19 protein-coding genes and 1 pseudogene are annotated in these 17,447 nt (G+C 69.6%); 17 read left to right on the top strand and 3 right to left on the bottom strand.

The genetic code is table 11. The features are described from left to right. Window positions 1-13: 13 nt before the first annotated feature. Window positions 14-574, top strand: a complete 561-nt coding sequence (locus VGR06_RS36595; RefSeq protein WP_327563798.1) for a hypothetical protein — start codon at window positions 14-16, stop codon at window positions 572-574. Between the two features lie 64 nt (window positions 575-638). Here VGR06_RS36595 and VGR06_RS36590 read toward each other — a convergent pair whose 3' ends face one another. The 3 genes from VGR06_RS36590 to VGR06_RS36580 all read right to left on the bottom strand — a co-directional run bounded on the left by VGR06_RS36590 (window position 639) and on the right by VGR06_RS36580 (window position 2,075). After that, the gene (locus VGR06_RS36590; protein ID WP_327563797.1) at window positions 639-857 is read right to left on the bottom strand and encodes a peptidoglycan-binding domain-containing protein; all 219 of its coding nucleotides are present in this window, start codon (window positions 855-857) and stop codon (window positions 639-641) included. Window positions 858-866: 9 nt separating this feature from the next. Beyond that, window positions 867-1,259, bottom strand: coding sequence for a PAAR domain-containing protein (locus tag VGR06_RS36585; protein ID WP_327563796.1), 393 nt, complete (start codon window positions 1,257-1,259; stop codon window positions 867-869). A gap of 126 nt (window positions 1,260-1,385) precedes the next feature. Next, complete coding sequence (locus tag VGR06_RS36580) at window positions 1,386-2,075, bottom strand: Pvc16 family protein (RefSeq protein WP_327563795.1); 690 nt, start codon at window positions 2,073-2,075, stop codon at window positions 1,386-1,388. A 225-nt stretch (window positions 2,076-2,300) separates the two neighbouring features. Here VGR06_RS36580 and VGR06_RS36575 point away from each other — a divergent pair, with 225 nt between their 5' ends. The 16 genes and pseudogenes from VGR06_RS36575 (at window position 2,301) to VGR06_RS44160 (ending at window position 17,311) form a co-directional block, all read left to right on the top strand. Further along, window positions 2,301-3,845, top strand: coding sequence for a phage tail sheath family protein (locus VGR06_RS36575; protein ID WP_327563794.1), 1,545 nt, complete (start codon window positions 2,301-2,303; stop codon window positions 3,843-3,845). A gap of 70 nt (window positions 3,846-3,915) precedes the next feature. Beyond that, complete coding sequence (locus VGR06_RS36570) at window positions 3,916-4,377, top strand: phage tail protein (protein ID WP_327563793.1); 462 nt, start codon at window positions 3,916-3,918, stop codon at window positions 4,375-4,377. Further along, window positions 4,374-4,772, top strand: coding sequence for a phage tail assembly protein (locus tag VGR06_RS36565; RefSeq protein ID WP_327563792.1), 399 nt, complete (start codon window positions 4,374-4,376; stop codon window positions 4,770-4,772). Before VGR06_RS36570 ends, VGR06_RS36565 begins: the two co-directional genes overlap by 4 nt. Further along, entirely contained in the window at window positions 4,769-4,927 is a 159-nt protein-coding gene (locus tag VGR06_RS36560) for a DUF6760 family protein (protein ID WP_327563791.1), read from the top strand. The genes VGR06_RS36565 and VGR06_RS36560 overlap by 4 nt, the downstream gene beginning before the upstream one ends. Window positions 4,928-5,029: 102 nt before the next feature. Continuing rightward, window positions 5,030-7,441 carry an eCIS core domain-containing protein gene (locus VGR06_RS36555; protein ID WP_327563790.1) on the top strand — a complete coding sequence of 804 codons (2,412 nt, stop codon included), beginning with the start codon at window positions 5,030-5,032 and terminating at the stop codon, window positions 7,439-7,441. Window positions 7,442-7,450: 9 nt separating this feature from the next. Then, on the top strand, window positions 7,451-7,915 hold the full coding sequence (locus tag VGR06_RS36550; protein WP_327563789.1) for a phage tail protein: 465 nt from the start codon (window positions 7,451-7,453) through the stop codon (window positions 7,913-7,915). 39 nt (window positions 7,916-7,954) lie between these two features. Beyond that, window positions 7,955-8,443: a phage tail protein gene (locus VGR06_RS36545; RefSeq protein WP_327563788.1), complete on the top strand. Its 489-nt coding sequence runs from the start codon at window positions 7,955-7,957 to the stop codon at window positions 8,441-8,443. Window positions 8,444-8,517: 74 nt separating this feature from the next. Then, window positions 8,518-9,294, top strand: coding sequence for a LysM peptidoglycan-binding domain-containing protein (locus tag VGR06_RS36540; RefSeq protein ID WP_327563787.1), 777 nt, complete (start codon window positions 8,518-8,520; stop codon window positions 9,292-9,294). Then, window positions 9,294-11,243: a phage baseplate assembly protein V gene (locus VGR06_RS36535; protein WP_327563786.1), complete on the top strand. Its 1,950-nt coding sequence runs from the start codon at window positions 9,294-9,296 to the stop codon at window positions 11,241-11,243. The genes VGR06_RS36540 and VGR06_RS36535 overlap by 1 nt, the downstream gene beginning before the upstream one ends. A 23-nt stretch (window positions 11,244-11,266) precedes the next feature. After that, the gene (locus VGR06_RS36530; RefSeq protein WP_327563785.1) at window positions 11,267-11,674 is read left to right on the top strand and encodes a GPW/gp25 family protein; all 408 of its coding nucleotides are present in this window, start codon (window positions 11,267-11,269) and stop codon (window positions 11,672-11,674) included. After that, on the top strand, window positions 11,674-13,626 hold the full coding sequence (locus VGR06_RS36525) for a putative baseplate assembly protein (protein WP_327563784.1): 1,953 nt from the start codon (window positions 11,674-11,676) through the stop codon (window positions 13,624-13,626). The genes VGR06_RS36530 and VGR06_RS36525 overlap by 1 nt, the downstream gene beginning before the upstream one ends. Next, window positions 13,626-14,165: a phage tail protein gene (locus VGR06_RS36520; protein ID WP_327563783.1), complete on the top strand. Its 540-nt coding sequence runs from the start codon at window positions 13,626-13,628 to the stop codon at window positions 14,163-14,165. The genes VGR06_RS36525 and VGR06_RS36520 overlap by 1 nt, the downstream gene beginning before the upstream one ends. Continuing rightward, window positions 14,162-15,886: an NADase-type glycan-binding domain-containing protein gene (locus VGR06_RS36515; RefSeq protein WP_327563782.1), complete on the top strand. Its 1,725-nt coding sequence runs from the start codon at window positions 14,162-14,164 to the stop codon at window positions 15,884-15,886. Before VGR06_RS36520 ends, VGR06_RS36515 begins: the two co-directional genes overlap by 4 nt. A 16-nt stretch (window positions 15,887-15,902) precedes the next feature. Then, a pseudogene (locus tag VGR06_RS36510) lies at window positions 15,903-16,304 on the top strand (alpha/beta fold hydrolase); the annotation flags it as partial. A 29-nt stretch (window positions 16,305-16,333) separates the two neighbouring features. After that, complete coding sequence (locus tag VGR06_RS36505; RefSeq protein WP_327563806.1) at window positions 16,334-16,600, top strand: hypothetical protein; 267 nt, start codon at window positions 16,334-16,336, stop codon at window positions 16,598-16,600. A gap of 123 nt (window positions 16,601-16,723) precedes the next feature. After that, entirely contained in the window at window positions 16,724-17,311 is a 588-nt protein-coding gene (locus tag VGR06_RS44160; protein WP_414637399.1) for a helix-turn-helix domain-containing protein, read from the top strand. The last annotated feature ends 136 nt before the right edge of the window (window positions 17,312-17,447 follow it).

Genomic DNA, 17,447 nt, shown 5'->3' with positions numbered 1-17,447 from the left:
CCGAGGGAAGGCAATGGTTCCGACGAAGCCGGGCCTCCGGGCATTTCGCTACACGCTGCCCACCACGCCGGTGGCGACCGCGTCCGTCGACATTGGACACGTCGGCGTGCGGTTCGAGCTGTTCCTGCACGGCGAGCTGGACATCAGCGTGTCCAGACGCGCGGGTGCGGACGACCGGGCGGTGCGCGCGTGCACACTGAAGGCGTTGCGGGCCATGGCCAAGGGCCTGATGGTGAGCGGCTCCGGCTCGTCCTCGCCGACCATCGGCTCGGCCGCCGGGCACGCCTTCGCGCAGAGCGGATACCGGTTCGCCGAGCCGAACACGATGACCTTCGCCGGCACCTGCGGGATCAGCTTCGCGCAGCGGTGCGACTCTGGCCCGGTGACGGTGACCGGCGAGGCCCGCTACGCCCTCGACGTGACGGCATGGCCGGCCGACGGGCGCGCGGTCGAGTCGATCGGCTCCGGCCAGGCCGGCGCCTGGTTCCAGCGGCACGAACAGGAGCTGGCCTCGATCGGCGTGGTGGTGCTGGTGGCGGTGCCGATCTCGCCGAGCCGGCTGGTGGCTTGTTGAGTTGGTGCCATGAAGGTGACCTTCAGGTCGTTGAGCGCCCTGAAGGTCACCTTCATGGCACTGCTCACCGCCCCAACAACGCGTCCCAGAAGACGAAGTCGACGTGCTCGCCTTCGGGCAGACCGTTCTGCTGGCGGAAGTGGGCGACCGCGCTGGCTGTCGCCTCGTCGTACGAGCCGTGCTCCTCGACCACAAGCTGGCCGTAGTGGTGGTTCAGCATCTGCTGCAGGTAGCTGACCCACTCGGAGCTGGCGCCGAGCTCCAGGTCGGGCTCGTCCGCCACGTACCCTCCCTAACCGCCGATGTCGACCGTGCTCACCGCGACGATCGAGCTGGTCGGCGCGGGCGCCGGATCATTGCACGTCATCACCGTATCGCCGGTGCGGGCGGCGGGCTTGTTGTTGATGAGAACGGTGCCGCTGCCCTTCATCACGGTGCCCTGGTTGGTCGGCGGGATCTGGAACGGGCCGCCCTGCGGGATGTGCGGCGGCGCGTTGGTGGCGGTGCTGCCCAGGACCGCCGCGGGCTGGCCCTGGATGAACACGTCGGTGCTGCAGCCACCGGTGATGGTGCCGGCGAACGGGTGCGGCAGCGGGGTGGGGACCGGGCCGCCCGGGGACGGGATCATGATGATGTGGATGTCGGTGCCGACCACCTTGTCACCCATTTTGGCGGCGGGCGGCACCGTACCTCCTGGATCGCTCCGCTCGGCCGCTGAAGCTGCCGCCTTCCCTACGTGCGCTGCTCGGTGCTCGTTCCTCGCACCTGCGCTGCTCCTCCGGTCCAGGCGGCAGCGCGACCTCACTCTCGCTCACGAGCGACCTCCGGGCTTCGTGCGGGCCGGGGTGGGGGCGTTGCCGTTGGGGCGAAGCTCGGGCTGGCCGTTGGTGCCGGGCGCGCGGGTCCACTTCTTGGGGCTGGTGGCGCCCAGCGGGCCGGGGCCGGGCTTGCGCACCTCCTGCCCGGTGGCCAGGGAGATCTGCTCGGCCGGCGGGGCCAGCTCGGTGTCCGGATCGGGCACGAACGGGGCGCTGATCCGGACCACGAACGCCGCCCGGGCCGGCATACCCAGGCTGGTCCACAAGCTGCCCGGGTCGGACTCGGAGACGTTGACGAACACCGGCGCGCCGGTGTCGGCCAGGGCCGCCGGCAGGCAGTCGGCCGGCAGGATGTCGGTGAAAACCATGGTGCGCAGCGCGATGTCCAGCAGCTGGTGCTCCTCGCTGATCTTCGGCGCGCGCGCGGTCACCAGGTAGGTCAGCTCGCAGCGGCGGATCGCCTCGCGCCGGGAGAGCACCGCGCCGCGCTCGTCGCGGACCTCGGTCCAGCCGGTCTCGCGGGCGCGGGCGTCGTCGTGCAGTCCGAACAGGAACAGGTCGATGGCCTTCGACGGCCGCTCGGTCTGCCAGGTGGGCTTCGGCGGATCGAGCCGCACCATGGTGCCCTCCGGCAAGGATCGGCCGAGCAGCACGCAGAGCGCGTCATCCACCTCCGTGATCACGCTGCCAGTGTCGGCACCGGCAGTGCCGCAGCACAGGGGCGGCCGCCCGTCCTTTCAGTGCGCGAACGCCGCCCGAAAAGGCAGCGTCGGTCGCCCACTGCCCCGCCCCGCGGCGGCTGCGTTGACCAGCCGGGAAAGAAGAAGCTCGGGGGGAGCCTCCGGCCGGGGGTCCCATCATCCTGCCGCCGGTGGCACAGACAGCCGCGAAAGAGGGAGAAACCCGAGATGGCAAGCAGTTACCTCTCGCCCGGCGTGTACATGGAGGAGGTCTCCTCGGGCTCCCGGCCGATCGAGGCCGTCGGCACCGCGGTCGCCGCCTTCGTGGGCTTCGCCGAGCGCGGTCCCCTGCACGAGCCCGTGCTGGTCACCAACTGGACACAGTTCAAGACGAACTTCGGCGATTTCGTCGAGGACTACTACCTCGCGCACGCCGTGTACGGCTACTTCCAGAACGGTGGCGGTGTCGCCTATGTGGTCCGGGTCGGGGGTGCCGCGTCTAACGGCTCCGCCAACGGCCACGCGGGCCCGGCCGCGCTGCCGCACGCGGAGTTGCCCGGGGCCGGCGCCGACGGCCGCCCGGCGCTGACCATCGCCGCGCGGGCCGCCGACGCCGCCGACATCTCCATCGAGGTGGCCCCGGCCAGCGAGGAGGGCGACGACACCTTCAAGCTGATCGTCAAGCAGGGCGGCCAGGCCGTGGAGACGTTCGACAACGTCACCACGAAGCGTGGCCCGAACAACGTGGCCACGGTGGTGCGCCAGCAGTCCAAGCTGATCGTGATCGAGGAGACCAAGGGCAAGGCGCTGACCGTGCCCAAGGCCGGCGAGGTCGCGCTGGCCGCCCCGCCGTCCGCGCCGGAGAAGATCGAGTCCAGTCACTACGTCGGCAACTCCGCGGACCGCACCGGTTTCGGTGGCCTGGAAGCGATCGACGAGATCACCATGCTCTGCGTGCCGGACCTGATGGCCGCCTACCAGCGGGGTGCACTGTCCGAAGAGGACGTCAAGGCGGTGCAGCTGGCCATGATCGCGCACTGCGAGCTGATGGCCGACCGGGTGGCCGTTCTGGACACCCCGCCCGGGCTGAAGGCCGAGGACGTCAAGAAGTGGCGGATGGACGTCACCGGCTACGACTCGAAGTACGCCGCGATGTACTGGCCGTGGATCAAGGTGGCCGACCCGGTGGCCGGCAAGCAGGTGTTCGTGCCGCCGTCGGGCCACATCGCCGGCATCTGGGCGCGCAACGACTCCAGCCGTGGCGTGCACAAGGCCCCGGCCAACGAGGTCATCCGCGGCGCGGTCACGCTCGAGCTGAACATCACCAAGGGCGAGCACGACATCCTGAACCCGATCGCGGTGAACTGCATCCGGTCGTTCCGCGGGCAGGGCATCCGGGTGTGGGGCGCGCGGACGCTGTCCAGCGACCCCGAGTGGCGCTACCTGAACGTGCGGCGCCTGTTCAACTACGTGGAGAAGTCCATCCTGCAGGGCACCAACTGGGTCGTGTTCGAGCCGAACGACCCGAAGCTCTGGGACTCGGTGAAGCGCACGGTGACCATGTTCCTGCGCCGGGTGTGGCGGGACGGGGCGCTGTTCGGTGCCACGCCGGCCGAGGCGTTCTTCGTCAAGTGCGACGAGGAGAACAACCCCGCGGAGAACCGGGACGCCGGCATCCTCACCGTCGAGATCGGGATCTCCCCGGTCAAGCCGGCCGAGTTCGTGGTGTTCCGCATCTCGCAGTTCGCCGAGGGTGCGGGCCTCGAGGAATAACTGGCGCTGCGCCATCGAGCCAGAAATTGGAACTGTCCACGTCAGGCTCATCCACTAGGGAGGTTTCACCATGGCAGGCGGACTGGGTCCGAACCAGCCGAACGACGCGATCACCGCGGCCAGGTTCTCGCTCACCATCGACGGCGTCGAGATCGCTTCGTTCTCGGAGCTGCAGGGCATCACCACGGAGGTCGAGCCGGTCGAGCTGATGGAGTCCACCGACAAGGAGGTCATCCTGAAGAAGCTCCCCGGCAAGACCAAGCCGGCGACGCTGGTTCTCAAGCGCGGCAAGAACAGCAGCATGGAGCTGTGGTCGTGGCACGAGGCGGTGCTGCTGGGCAACATCGTCGCGGCCCGGAAGAGCTGCTCGCTGGTCATGTACAACACCGACGGCAAACCCGTTGCCCGGTACCACCTCGAGCACGCCTGGCCGTCCAAGCTGGAGATCGGCGCGCTGAAGGCCGGGTCCAGTGAGGTGCTGATGGAGACGGTCACGATCGTGTCCGAGCGCATCCAGCGCATGGCGGTGTGACCGCTGTGGTCGAGACCTCGGCGGGGCTTCGTACCGAGTACCCGTTCTCGTTGCCGCGTGGCTACGTGGACGAGAACGGCACGGTGCACCGCAACGGGGTCATGCGGCTGGCGACGGCGCGCGACGAGATCACGACCCAGGCCGACCAGCGGGCCCGGCAGAACCCGGCGTACCTCACCGTGCTTCTGCTGGCCCGCACGGTGACCACGCTGGGCTCGCTGGTCGAGGTGGACCACTTCGTGGTCGAGAACCTGTTCGCATCGGACCTGGCGTTCCTGCAGGACCTGTACCGGCGGATCAACGCCGACGGCCACACCGAGGTCGGGGTCAGCTGCCCCAACTGCGGCCACGACTTCGCGGTGGACGTCGCCGGTGATGCCCCGGGGGGATCGTGACGTACGCGACCGACCGGGTGTGGGAGGAAGTCGCGTACGTGGCCTACTACCTGCACTGGGACCTGGACAAGATCCTCGATCTTGAACACCCGGTGCGGGAAAAGGTGATCTCCGAGATCGGGAAGATCCACACCCGGCTCGGGGGAGAGGACTAGCCGTGTTTCGGAATTGCGATGAAAGCGTCGTTCCTCACGCTGGGCGTGTGGAAAGCGTCGTTCATCGCATCTCCGGCATCGCGGCGGACTAAGGGGTAAGCGATGCGTTGGCCATTTCGGCGCAAGGGTTCCGGATCGGAGCCGGAACCCGCCGCCGGTCCCGCGGGATCGGCGGTACCCGCCGCGGGAGGGCAGCCGGACGCTCCGGTGCGGCCGTCCCGGGAGTGGGCGCTGCTGCCGCCGCTGCCGGTCACGGTCGCCCGGTCCGCACCGCTGGTGATCGGGCCGGCGCCGGTGCTTCCCGCGCTGCCCGGCCCGCGGGCGGTGACCGGCCCGCCGGTCGACCTGCCGGCCGGGCGGGTGGAGGGCATGGCGATGGTCCTTCCGCCGCGCCCCAAGGCTCCCGCACCCAAACAGTCCCACATGGACACCGAGCAGGGGACGCCGCCGGTGCCGGTGGTGCACCGGCCGGCTCGGCCGGTCCCGGTGGATGTCCCGTCGCTCACCGACGCGGTGGATGAGTACGTCGGGGAGCCGCGGGTGCCGGCCGAGCCGTACCGGGCCCCGGCCTGGCTGCGGTTCACCCCGAGCTGGCTCGAGCAGGGCGGCCTGCCCGGGCTGGACGCGATCGCCGAACCGCCGTCGCTGCCCGAGCACCCGGGCCTGGCGATGATCACCCCGCCGTCGTTCATCCCCGCCGACGTGCCGGGCTCGATCACCCCGGCGTCCGGGCCGGTGGAGCTGCCGCCGCCGGTCCAGGAGGTGCGGTCCGCCCAGGCACCCGAGCACCCGCCCACCGTCCTCAAGCGCCGGAGGGCGAGCCTGGCGGACTCGCGCCGGCTCGGACTCGGTGCGCCGACCTCACGGCCCGGCCACGAGCCGTTCGTCCTGCCGTCCCAGCAGCAGGAGTTGGTGTTGCCACCGCAGGCCGCCGAGCCGGAGGCGATCCCGGAGCCGGAGCCGGGGCTCGCGCCGGTGGTCGTCGAACCGGTTGTGGTGGAGGAAGAGGAACCGCCGCCGCCTCCGCCCGCGCCGGAGCCATCCGCGGTGCCGCCGCCCGCACCCCCGGTTGCCGAGCGGCCGGCGCCGGCTCGAGTGGTGAAGCCGAGCTACCGGACCACGCCGCCACCGAAGCCCGCGCCGAAGAAGAAGCTGCAGAAGGCGGTTGTCGTTACCAAGCCGCCGGCCGAGCTGGTCGACGCGCTGCGGGCCACGCAGAAGGCGGATGTCGCGGACGTCCCGGTGTATCGCGGGCCGAAGGTCAGCGAGGAGGCCAGGAAGCGCGGCGCCCGCGCGTTCGCCGCGGGTGGCGCGGTGTTCCTGCCGGACGAGGCCGGCCCGGCCGGCTCGCCGGCCGCCCGCGGGCTGCTGGCGCACGAGCTGGTGCACGCCGTGCAGCAGCGCACGTTCGGCCCGAAGCTGCCCTCACCGTCCACACTGGAGGGTCAGGCGCTGGAGGCCGAGGCGGTGTCCGCGGAGAGGTGGTACGCCGGTGAGGCGGGCGCCCCGGCGCCGGCCCCGCTGATCCACGCCCCGCACCCGGCCGCCGCGCCGACGGTCACTCATGTGTCCGAAGTGGACATGTCGGGAGTGGCGCAGCTCGCCCCGGTGGCGCCGTCGGCTCCATCGACAACCTCCACGGAGCAGCCGAGCAGCTTGCACGCCCCGTTCGACGAGCCGACCCGGCAGGCGGTCGGCGAGATCGCCGAGACCAGGGCCAGGACGGTGGTCGAGCATTGGACCAACCCGGCCCTGGGCGGCTCGGGTTTCTCCAGCGGCGGGGGATCCGGCGGTGGCACGGGATCCGGTGGCGCCAAGTCGAAGGTTTCCGCTCCTGGCGCCAAGTCCGGCGGTGGCGCCGGCACGTTCAATGCCGACGCCCGCCGCGACGAGCTCGTCGCGAACCGGCTGGCGGCGATGAACTACGGCCGCAACGCCGGCGATGGCGAGATCACCGAGCTGACGCCGGAGGCGCTGCAGCAGATCGACGACCAGGTCGCCAACGAGGCGGCCGAGCACGGGACGACGGTGCCGGGGGCCGAGCCGGAGAAGCCGCTCTCCGCGGGGCAGCGGTGGGTTCGGGCGTTCGGCGGCGACATCCACGAGAGCGCCTACAACCCGGTGGCGGGGTTCAAGGCGGAGGTCGGCAGCGAGGAGAGCTGGTTCGCCAGCAAGGTTGACCCGGACGAGCGGGACGCGGCGCACATCACCGCCGACATCGGACTGATGAGCCACGACCAGAACTCCGGCGACTGGCACGACTGGATGCAGGATCCGAACGACCAGCAGACGCTGCCCGATGTGGACGCCGGCAAGCAGGGGCCGGGTCGCATGTACACCCAGGCGGAGCGGAACGCACACGGCCGCCCCAGCCAGGAGGAGAACCCGTTCAACCTCGACCAGCTCGACATGGACGAGTTGTCCAACCGGCTCTACGACCGGCTGCGCAGCCGGATGCGACTGGAGCTGCTCGTGGACCGCGAGCGGTCCGGCCGGCTTACGGATTTCAGATAGGAGAAGGCAATGGCGTTGACCGACACCACCCAGGTCGGCCTGGCTAACCGGTTCGTGGTCAGCATGACCGGGATGAAGAAGTACGACCTCGGCAGCTGGTCCAAGGCCGACGGCCTGGACGTCACCTGGGACGTGGCCGAGTACCGCGCCGGCGACGGCGGGAACGACCGGTTCTACTTTCCCGGAAACACCAAGTACACCAACGTGAAGCTGGTCCGGGCGATCTCCGACGAGACCAAGAAGGTGCGCGAGTGGCTGGACGCCAACTCGTTCAACTTCGAGCCGTTCGTCGGCCTGATCAAGATCATGGACGCGCACGGCAAGGACATTCCGGGCGCCGACTGGGAGTTGCGCGACGTCATGCCGGTCAAGTGGTCGGTCTCGAGCATGGACGCGGGCGCGAGCTCGGTGTCCATCGAGACGCTCGAGCTCGCCCACCGCGGGTTCCTCAAGGACGAGAAGAAGCTCGCCTGAGCCGGCGCGGAACCAGCGGGTGACAAGAGGAGGTAGGTCATGACGCTCAGCCTGACCAGCATGCTCGCCCTGACCGCGCGCTTCCACGTGTCGATCTCGGGTGTCGACCTGGGTGGTTGGGCGCGCTGCCAGGGGCTGCAGGTGAAGTTCAACCCGGAGCCGATCAAAGAGGGCGGCAACTACCAGTACGAGCCGATCCTGCAGGGCCACATCCAGTACCCGAACGTCACGCTGACCCGGGCCATGAACGCCGATGGCACCAAGAAGGTGCAGGACTGGCTCAAGGATCGGGCGGCCAACTGGATCGACGGTCTCAGCAGCGGCAGTTCGGCGCTGCGGCGCATGGTCGGGATGGGCGGCTCGGGCGGGCACGCGACGATCACCCTGTACGACGCGAAGGGTGTGAAGGTGTGCGACTGGACCTTGCGCAACGTGTACCCGGCCAGCTGGAAGGGGCCGGACCTGGACGCGTCGACGCTCGGCGTGGCGATCGAGAGCCTGGAACTGGCCCACGAGGGCTTCCTGTGATGACTGGCGCTCTACGCCATCGAGACAACAAAAGGACGCAGTCCATTGTGGACTAGAGAACGAGGAGTGCCGCGATGAGCATCGGAGTTGGCGCAGCGGTCGGCATGGGTGCGAACCTGGCGATCGGCGCCGGGATCGGGATCGCGGCGCTGGCCGGGGCCAAGGTGCCCGCCTCACTGCGCTGCACGACGCTGCCGAACGTCGGGTTGGTGATCTTCGACTTCAACCCGTCGGAGATGGCGTTCAACCGGTCGAGCAGCACGTCCACCGCGGCGCGGCCGGGCGCGAACGGCTCCAACAACAGCACGAAGAAGGTGCCGAACGGCTCGAAGATCACCCTCAAGACGACGTTCGAGGGCTGGGACACGAAGCTGCGCTGCGACACGCTGCTCACCTGGGTGGCCCCGGACGCCGGCTTCCTCGGCCAGTTGCTCAAGGCCATCACCGGGTCGAACCTGAAGACCCAGCCGCCGGAGCTGACCTTCCAGTGGGGCCCGCCGATGGTCGGCTTCATGTACTCGGTCAAGCTGACCGGCTGCACGATCACGTACAAGCGGTTCACCGCAGCGGGAATCCCGATCCGGGCCGAGGTCGGCCTGACCATGCTCGAGGTGCCGACCCTGCTCGGCAGCCTGCCGCAGAACCCGACCTCCGGCGGGCTGATCGGCCGGCGCCGGCACGTCGTCGGGGACGGCGAGTCCCTGCAGTCCATCGCCATGACCAACTACGGCACGCCGGCCCTGTGGCGCAAGATCGCCGAGGTCAACCGGATCCAGGACCCGGCCCGGATTCGTCCCGGCCAGACGGTCTACCTGCCCAACGCGGACGAGCTCACGAACGGGACCGCCTGATGGGCGGGTTGCTCGGCGGCGGCGACCGGACCGCGGTGGTCTGGCCGTCGATCAAGGTGGGCTACCCGATCGGCCTGCCGCTCTCGCCCACGGTCACGCCGAACCTGGTCCGCGGGGTGGTGGACACCCACCTGCACCTGCCGGACATGTTCGAGCTCACGTTCACCGACGAGGAAGGCACCCTGATCAAGGACGCCGGCCTGACCATCGGCACGGTGATCGAGATCAAGGCCGGCCGGGCGGACGAGGACAGCACCACGTCGCTGATCAAGGGCGAGATCACCTCGATCGAGGCGATCTGCCAGGAGGGCCTGATCTTCTCGGTGGTGCGCGGCTACGAGAAGGCGCACCGGCTGCAGCGGGCCAAGCGCACCCGGACGTTCGTGAACATGAAGGACTCCGACATCGCCGAGAAGGTGGCCAAGGACGCCGGGCTGAAGATCGGCACGATCGAGCAGACGAAGACCACCCACGACCACATCGCGCAGGTTTCCCAGACCGACTGGGACTTCCTCACCCAGCGGGCCAGGGAGATCGGCTTCGAGACCGGGGTCGTCGGCGGGGAGTTCTTCTTCCGCAAGGCATCCGGCCGCAAGGACGGCGGCGGACTCGGTGGTGCGCTCGGGGCCGTCGCCTCCGCCGCGGCGAGTTTTCTGGGGCTGAGCGACAAGCTGACGTTCAAGGACAACCTGCTGACGTTCCTGCCGCGGATCTCCGCGGCGAACATCACCCCGGACGTCGAGGTGCGGGTGTGGGATCCGAAGGGCGCGCGGGTGGCGGTGGCCACGGCGGACGCCGCGACCGGCACCGCGACGATCAAGGACCAGGAGCCGGCGGATCTGGCCAACTCGTTCACCGACGGGCTGATCCCGATCCCGAAGCTGCCCTCGATTCCCCAGATCCCGGGTCTGCCGAAGATCGACCTGGGCACCGCCTCGAGCAACACCGCCTACGTCGTGGTGGACCGCCCGCTCGGGATCGGCTCGGCCGCGGACAACGCCGCCGAGGAGGCCGCGAAGGGCCTGGCCGATCACATCTCCAGCACCTTCGCCGAGGCCGAGGGCGACGCGCTGGGTGACCCCAAGATCCAGGCCGGGGCCGAGGTGGAGATCGCCGGCGTGCCCGAGCAGTTCGCCGGCAAATGGGTGGTGACCAACGCCCGGCACGTGTTCGACCCCGAGGAACGGGGCTACCACACGAAGTTCTGGGTCAGCGGCCGGCAGGACCGCTCGCTGCTCGGGTTGACCGGCGGGGCCGGCCCGGGCTCGTCCGCCACGATCAACGGGCTGGTCTGCGGCGTGGTCACCAACATCAAGGACCCGGACAAGAAGGGGAAGGTCAAGGTCGCGCTGCCCTGGCTGTCGTCGAACTACGAGTCGGACTGGGCGCGGGTGGCCTACCCCGGGGCCGGGTCCCGCAGCGGCACCCTGTACCCGCCGGAGGTCGGCGACGAGGTGCTGATCGGCTTCGAGTTCGGTGATCCGCGCCGGCCGTACGTGCTCGGCGGGCTGATCAACGACAACTCCGACTTCGGGCACCTGGCGACCGCGGTGGACGGTGGCGGGAACGTGGTGGAGCGCGGCATCGCCACGTCCGGCGGGAACCGGTTGAAGTTCACCGACGACCTGCCGCCCGGCCCGCCGGGATCGTTGCCGCCCAACAAGTCCGAGATCGTGCTGGGCACCAAGGACGACAAGCTCGCGCTGAAGATCGATCAGGCCGGCGGCACGGTGAGCCTGACCTGCAACCCGGCGCCGCCGGTGAGCAAGTCGCCCAACGGCACGCTGACCATCGAGTGCCCCGGCATGGGCGCGATCGAGATCAAGGCGGGGGCCGGCGGGCTGAAGATCACGACGGACGGCCAGCTGGAGCTGAACGGCAAGCTCGGCGTGAAGATCGAGAGCTCGGCGATCACCGAGGTCAAGGGCTCCATGCTCAAGCTCAACTAGTTCGCTGTAGGGATGGGATCACGATGACGCAGGACTTCATCGGCGCCGGGTGGGCGTTTCCACTCGGCGTCGGGCCGCAGGGCGGGATCGCCCTCGTCCGCCGGGAGGTCGAGCTGGAGCAGGCGATGCGCCTGATCCTGTCGACCTATCCGGGCGAGCGCCCGATGCGGCCCGAGTTCGGCAGCCGCATCCGCGACTTCGTGTTCCGGCCGGTCAACATCGAGACCATCGCCGAGCTTTCGCACGAGGTGCGCAACGCCCTGCTGCGCTGGGAGCCGCGGGTGAACATCGAGGCGGTGCTCGTTATCCCGGATCCCAGTGACGAAGGCGCGCTTTACATCGATATCCAGTACGTGGTGAAGGACACCAACGACCGCCGCAACCTGGTTTTCCCGTTCTACACGATCCCCGACGACGGGAGTGACTACTGATGGCGCTGCCCACTCCCAACCTGGACGACCGGCGGTTCCAGGATCTGGTCGACGACGCCAAGCGGATGGTGATGCGCCGCTGTCCGGAGTGGACGGACCACAACGTGTCCGACCCGGGCGTGACGCTGATCGAGACGTTCGCGTTCATGACCGACCAGCTGCTGTTCCGGCTCAACCAGGTGCCGGACCGGCTGTACGTCAAGTTCCTGGAGCTGATCGGGCTGCGGCTGATCCCGGCCACGCCCGCGCAGGTCGACGTGACGTTCTGGCTCTCCGCCCCGGCGATCACCTCGGTCGGCATCCCGGCCGGCACGTCGGTGGCCACGATGCGCACCGAGACCGACGAATCCATCGTGTTCAGCACGAACCAGGACATGCAGATCATCCCGTGCGTGCTGGACCGGGTCGCCACCCAGGGCGCCCAGGAGGATTCCGTCGACGACCGCACCGACGAGCTGAAGATGAACCAGCCGTTCCCGGCGTTCGCCGAGCTGCCGGCGGTGGGGGACACGCTGCTGGTGGGCCTGTCCACCGCCGTGCCGAACTGCGTGGTGCGGCTGGACGTGCACTGCCGGGTCGAGGGTGTCGGCGTCCATCCGGACCACCCGCCGCTGGTCTGGGAGGCGTGGAACGGCAAGGAATGGAAGAAGTGCCGGGTCAGCCACGACGGCACCGGCGCGCTCAACGCCAACGGCGAGATCCACGTGCACATGCCGGCCGACCACGACGCCTCGGTGCTCGGCGGCGAGCGGGCCGGCTGGCTGCGCGCCCGGGTGATCGAGGTCGACGCGGACTTCCCGAAGTACAACGCCTCCCCGGTGATCACCGGCCTGTCCGCGAGCACGATCGGCGGCACCGTCGAGTGCGATCACTGCGAGATCGTCAACGAGGAGGTGCTGGGCCTTTCCGAAGGCGTGCCGGGGCAGGAGTTCACCACCCTGCGCCGACCGGTGGTGATCGGGGCCGGCGCGGCGATGCTGGAGACCACCTCGGAGGGCGGCTGGGTCGAGTGGACCTCGGTGCAGCACTTCGCCGGCAGCAGCCCGAACGACCGGCACTACATTTTGGACGGTGAGTCCGGCACCATCTCCTTTGGACCGGTCATCCGCGAGGAGGACGGCGGCACCCGGCAGTACGGCGCGGTTCCCGAGTACGGCAGCACGATCCGGTTGCGGCGCTACGCCACCGGCGGCGGCCGGGTGGGCAACGTCGGCAAGGGCACGATCCAGACGCTGAAGTCGTCGATCCCGTTCGTGGCGCGGGTGGAGAACCTGGACGGGGCGTGGGGTGGCGTGGACGGGGAGACCGTCGAGGAGGCCAAGTCCCGCGGCCCCATCCTGCTGCGCACCCGCAGCCGTGCGGTCACCGCGGAGGACTACGAGGCGATCACCCAGGAGGCCGCGCCGGACGTGGCCCGGGTCCGCTGCGTTACCGCCGGCGACGACGACGTGGACGCCGGCGCGGTGCGGGTGCTGATCGTGCCGGCCGCGGCCCAGGTCGCCGGCAAGATCGACTTCGCCGAGTTGGTGCCGGGGGAGGAAACCCTGGCCCGGATCAGCGAGCGGCTGGACGAGGTGCGGCTGATCGGCACCCGGGTGCTGGTGTCCCCACCGAAGTACCGCGGCGTCACCGTGGTGGCCCGGGTGATCGCCCGGCCGCGGCTGGACACCGCGCGGGTGCGGGCGGACGCGCTCGAGGCGCTGTACAAGCACCTCAACCCGATCAGCGGCGGGCCGGACGGAAAGGGCTGGCCGTTCGGGCGTCCGGTGCAGGCCGGCGACGTCTACGCGCTGCTGCAACGGGTTCGCGGCGTCGACCTGGTCGAGGACGTGCGGCTGTTCGGGGCGAACCCGGTCACCGGCGAGCGCGGCGAGGAGGCCCAGCGGCTCGACGTCGACCCGCACAGTCTGATCTTCAGCTACGAGCACCACGTCCGGGTGGAGGACCACTGATGCGCGGTTTGGTACCGGGCCTGGCGAGCGCCGCCCCGTTCATCGACCTGCTGCCCGCGGTGTACCAGGAGGATCCGTTCACCGGGCGGTTCATGGGCGGCTTCGACGACGTGCTCGCGCCGATTCTGGCCACCTTGGACTGTCTGGTCGACTATTTCGACCCGCATGTCGCACCGGAGGACTTCCTGAACTGGATGGCCGGCTGGGTGGGCATCCACATGGAGGAGGGCTGGCCGATCGAGCGCCGCCGCGCGGTTCTGGCCACCGCCGTGGAGATGTACCGCATGCGTGGAACGGTTGCCGGTCTGCGAGCGAACCTACAGGTGCTGACCGGTGGGCGGGTGGAAGTCGCGGACAGTGGCGGGGTCGGGTGGTCCAAGAGCCCGAACGCGGAGCTGCCCGGGGTGTCCAGCCCCCGGCTCGCGGTGCGGATTCGGGTCCACGACCCGTCCACCGTGCCGATGGATCTTGTCGACGCGGCGGTGGCGGCGGCCAAGCCGGCGCACGTCGTGCACAGAGTGGAGGTGGATCGGCCGTGATCGTTTGTAAAAGTTGCGGCTTCCACAACAGGGAGACCGACGCGTTCTGCGGATCGTGCGGGGCGTTCCTGGAGTGGACAGGGGAAAAGCTGAAGCCGGTCGCGGTGCCGGTGGTCGAGGCGGAGGAAGAGGAGCCGCCGCAGAAGCGCGGCTTCTTCTCCCGGATCCAGTCCGTGATCTACATGGACGTCGGCGACCGGGATCCGGTCCCGCCCGCGGCCACCCCGGCCCGGCCAGGTCTGCCAGGTGCCGCCGGTCCGCCCGGTGCCGCCCGCCCGGGTTTGCCCGGTGCCGGCGGTCCGCCCGGTGCCGGCCCGCCCCGGCCGTCCGGTGCCGCCGGTCCGCCTGGACCGCCGAAACCGCCGGGCGCCCCGCCCGGTCCGCCGAGGCCGCCCGGTGCCCCACCCGGTCCCCCGGGTGCCGCGGGTCCGCCCCGGCCGCCCGGTGCGCCACCGCCGCCTGGACCGCCGAAGCCGCCCGCGCCTCCGGGTGCGAGCGCCGGTCCGCCTCCGGCGCCGCCGGGGGCGCCGCCGAGGCCGCCTGGTCCGCCAGCCGGGCCACCGGCGCCACCCGCGGCAGGGAGCTCTGGGCCACCGGCGTTGCCCCAGCCTCCCGCCCCACCGGCGCCCAAACCGCCCGCCGCGTCCGGTCCACCGTCATTGCCGCCCCCCGGCCTACCCACCAAACCACCGGGACCGCCGACCGCACTGGTCCCGCCCGCACCTCCCGGCCCGCCGGCCAAGCCACCGGGGGCGTCGGGTCCGCCCGCGTTGCCGCAAACTCCGGCCAAGCCGACCGAGGGTGAGGCCAAGGAGCTGATCGTCCCGGTCGCGGGCTCGGCGCTGGCGAAGCCGCAGCCGGACGCGGTCATCCCCCAGGAGCCGCAGAAGAAGGTGGCCGCCGTCCGCCGGCAGCCGCCGTCGCGCCGGCTGAAGCCGGGCGACCTGATCTGCGGTGACTGCGGCGAGGGCAACCAGCCGACCCGGAAGTTCTGCAGCCGCTGCGGTGCCTCGCTGCAAGAGGCCGAGGTGGTCAAGACGCCGTGGTGGCGCAAGCTCCTACCACGCGGTGGCCCAAAACAGCGCAAGTCCGGCGAGCGGCCCAAGCGCCGCGGCCGGGGCGGCAAGAGCGCGGTCGGCACGGCGGTCAGCACCACATTCAAGATCGTGCGCCGGGTGGTCACGGTGGCGGTGCTGGTCGGCGGCATCCTCTACGCCGTGTGGGCGCCGTTCCGCGGAATCGTCAACAAGCAGTTCAACGCGGCGAAGCACCAGGTCGAGGTGCTGATCTTCCCCCAGTACGCGCCGGTGTCGCCGACCAAGGGCGACTTCAAGTGCCCCGCCCAGGTCCCGCCCGAGCACGGCTGCGACAGAGCGGTCGACGGCTTCAGCAACACCTACTGGCTCGCCCCGGTCAACGGCCCCCAGCAGCCGGTGATCGTGCTCAGCTTCGGCCGCAACGTCGACCTCTCCCGCACGATCATCCGCAACGGCGCCAACGACGACTTCCAGGCAAATCACCGCGGCCGGAAGCTGCACCTGGTGTTCAACACCGGCAAGACCAGCGACATCGACCTCCTCGACAATCCCGACCCGAACCAGTACGACATCAAAAACGGCGAAGGCGCGTCCAGCGTCGAAATCCACGTGGTCGAGTTTTACCAGTCGGTGAAGGGACCCAACCTCGCCATCACCGAGATCGAACTGTTCGAGAAGAAGTAGCCGGTAGCTTGGCGTCGTGACCGTTCGCACCGTTGATCTCGACGGCGTGACGCTCGGCTACCGCGAGGCCGGCGTGCCGGAGGACCTCCCCGTGGTCCTCCTGCACGCCCTCGGCAGCTCATCCGCCACCTGGGACCACTTCGCCGCCGCCCTCGCCTCCGCCGGCCGCCACTCCATCGCCCTCGACCTCCGCGGCCATGGGGTGAGCTCGCGGACAGCGTCGTACCACCTTCAGCTCATGGTCGACGACGTCATCAATTTCCTCGACGCCCGCGGCCTGTCGCTGGTCGATCTCGTCGGGCACTCCATGGGTGGCGCGGTCGCCTCGCTCGTCGTCGGGCAGCACCCTGGGCGGGTCCGCCGGCTGGTCATCGAGGACGCCCCACCACCGCCACACGTTCCGTTCGACGACGGCTGGCCGGAGCCGCCCGCCGACCGCCCGAGCCGGTGGACTTCGACTGGGCCGTGGTCCGAACCGTCGTCCGCCAGGTCCGCACCCCGGATCCGCTGTGGTGGTCCCGGCTCGCATCGTTCCCCGGGCCCAGCCTGCTGCTCAAGGGCGGCCCGTCGAGCCACGTGTCGCAGGACCGCATCGACGAGATGGCCATGGTCCTCCCCAACGCCCGCGTAGCACTCGTCGACGTCGGCCACCGTATCCACAGCGAGCACCCCGACAGCTTCGCCGAAGTGGTCGTGCCGTTTCTCAGCGCCTAGCGCGGGTGGCCGGGGGGTTGCCTCCAGCACCACTTGCTCGGCAGTATCACAGGTTGTTCGTGTCCTCGGGGTCGGGGTGGGCGATGGACGGCGGCCGGTTAGAAATCCGCGTTTTCACGCGTCATGGCGAAACACTTGAGGGTGTCTCTCATATGTACGTCAGTGACCTTGCCCGGTTGCGGTTCAACTGTGAGGAGGGGTCGCTTAGTGGATGTCGATCATGTGGAGGCAGGCGATGCCGAGATCGCAAAGGCGATCGGAGAGGAGCTGCGACGGGCTCGGGACATAGCTGGGTGGACGCGCACAGAGCTAATTTCTAGGCTGCCTGAGGAAATCCACTCACAAACGTTAGCCGGGTATGAGCGCGGCACAATTCAATGCACAATAAGGCGCTTTGTAGAAATTTGCCGGGCTATGGGAGTATCTGCGCCAGACTTGCTGCAATGGAGTATGCAGCGCGCAGAGGTCGACTTGCGGACTACTGGATTGCAAATTGACCTCCACGCGGTGCTGCACGACAAACAAAAAAGACTTCTTCCGTTACGGAGGTGGGCTCGTAAACGGCTCGTCGAGGATCCGCGTGGATCGGGGGTTGCTCATCTGGAGTGGGCTGTTGTCCACGAGATGGCCACGATGTTCGGAATCAGTCGATCCCAATTCGTCAAAGACCTCATTGCGTTCACACCGAGGCCTGTACCGCGGCGGCGGTAGACTCAGATCTGGAGTCCGAGTGGGCAGGCCTGTTGTAGTCATGCATCAATAAGCATGCGAGGGTGAGCGCGACGGCTATGACTTTCTTTCGCAAGGACTCTCCTTTGGGCTCCGGAAGGCGGGGTGTGCCCGATTG

Source organism: Actinophytocola sp. (genome assembly GCF_036002505.1).
Classification (GTDB): Bacteria; Actinomycetota; Actinomycetes; order Mycobacteriales; family Pseudonocardiaceae; genus DASYTH01.
This window is presented reverse-complemented; position numbering and strand designations above follow the sequence as displayed.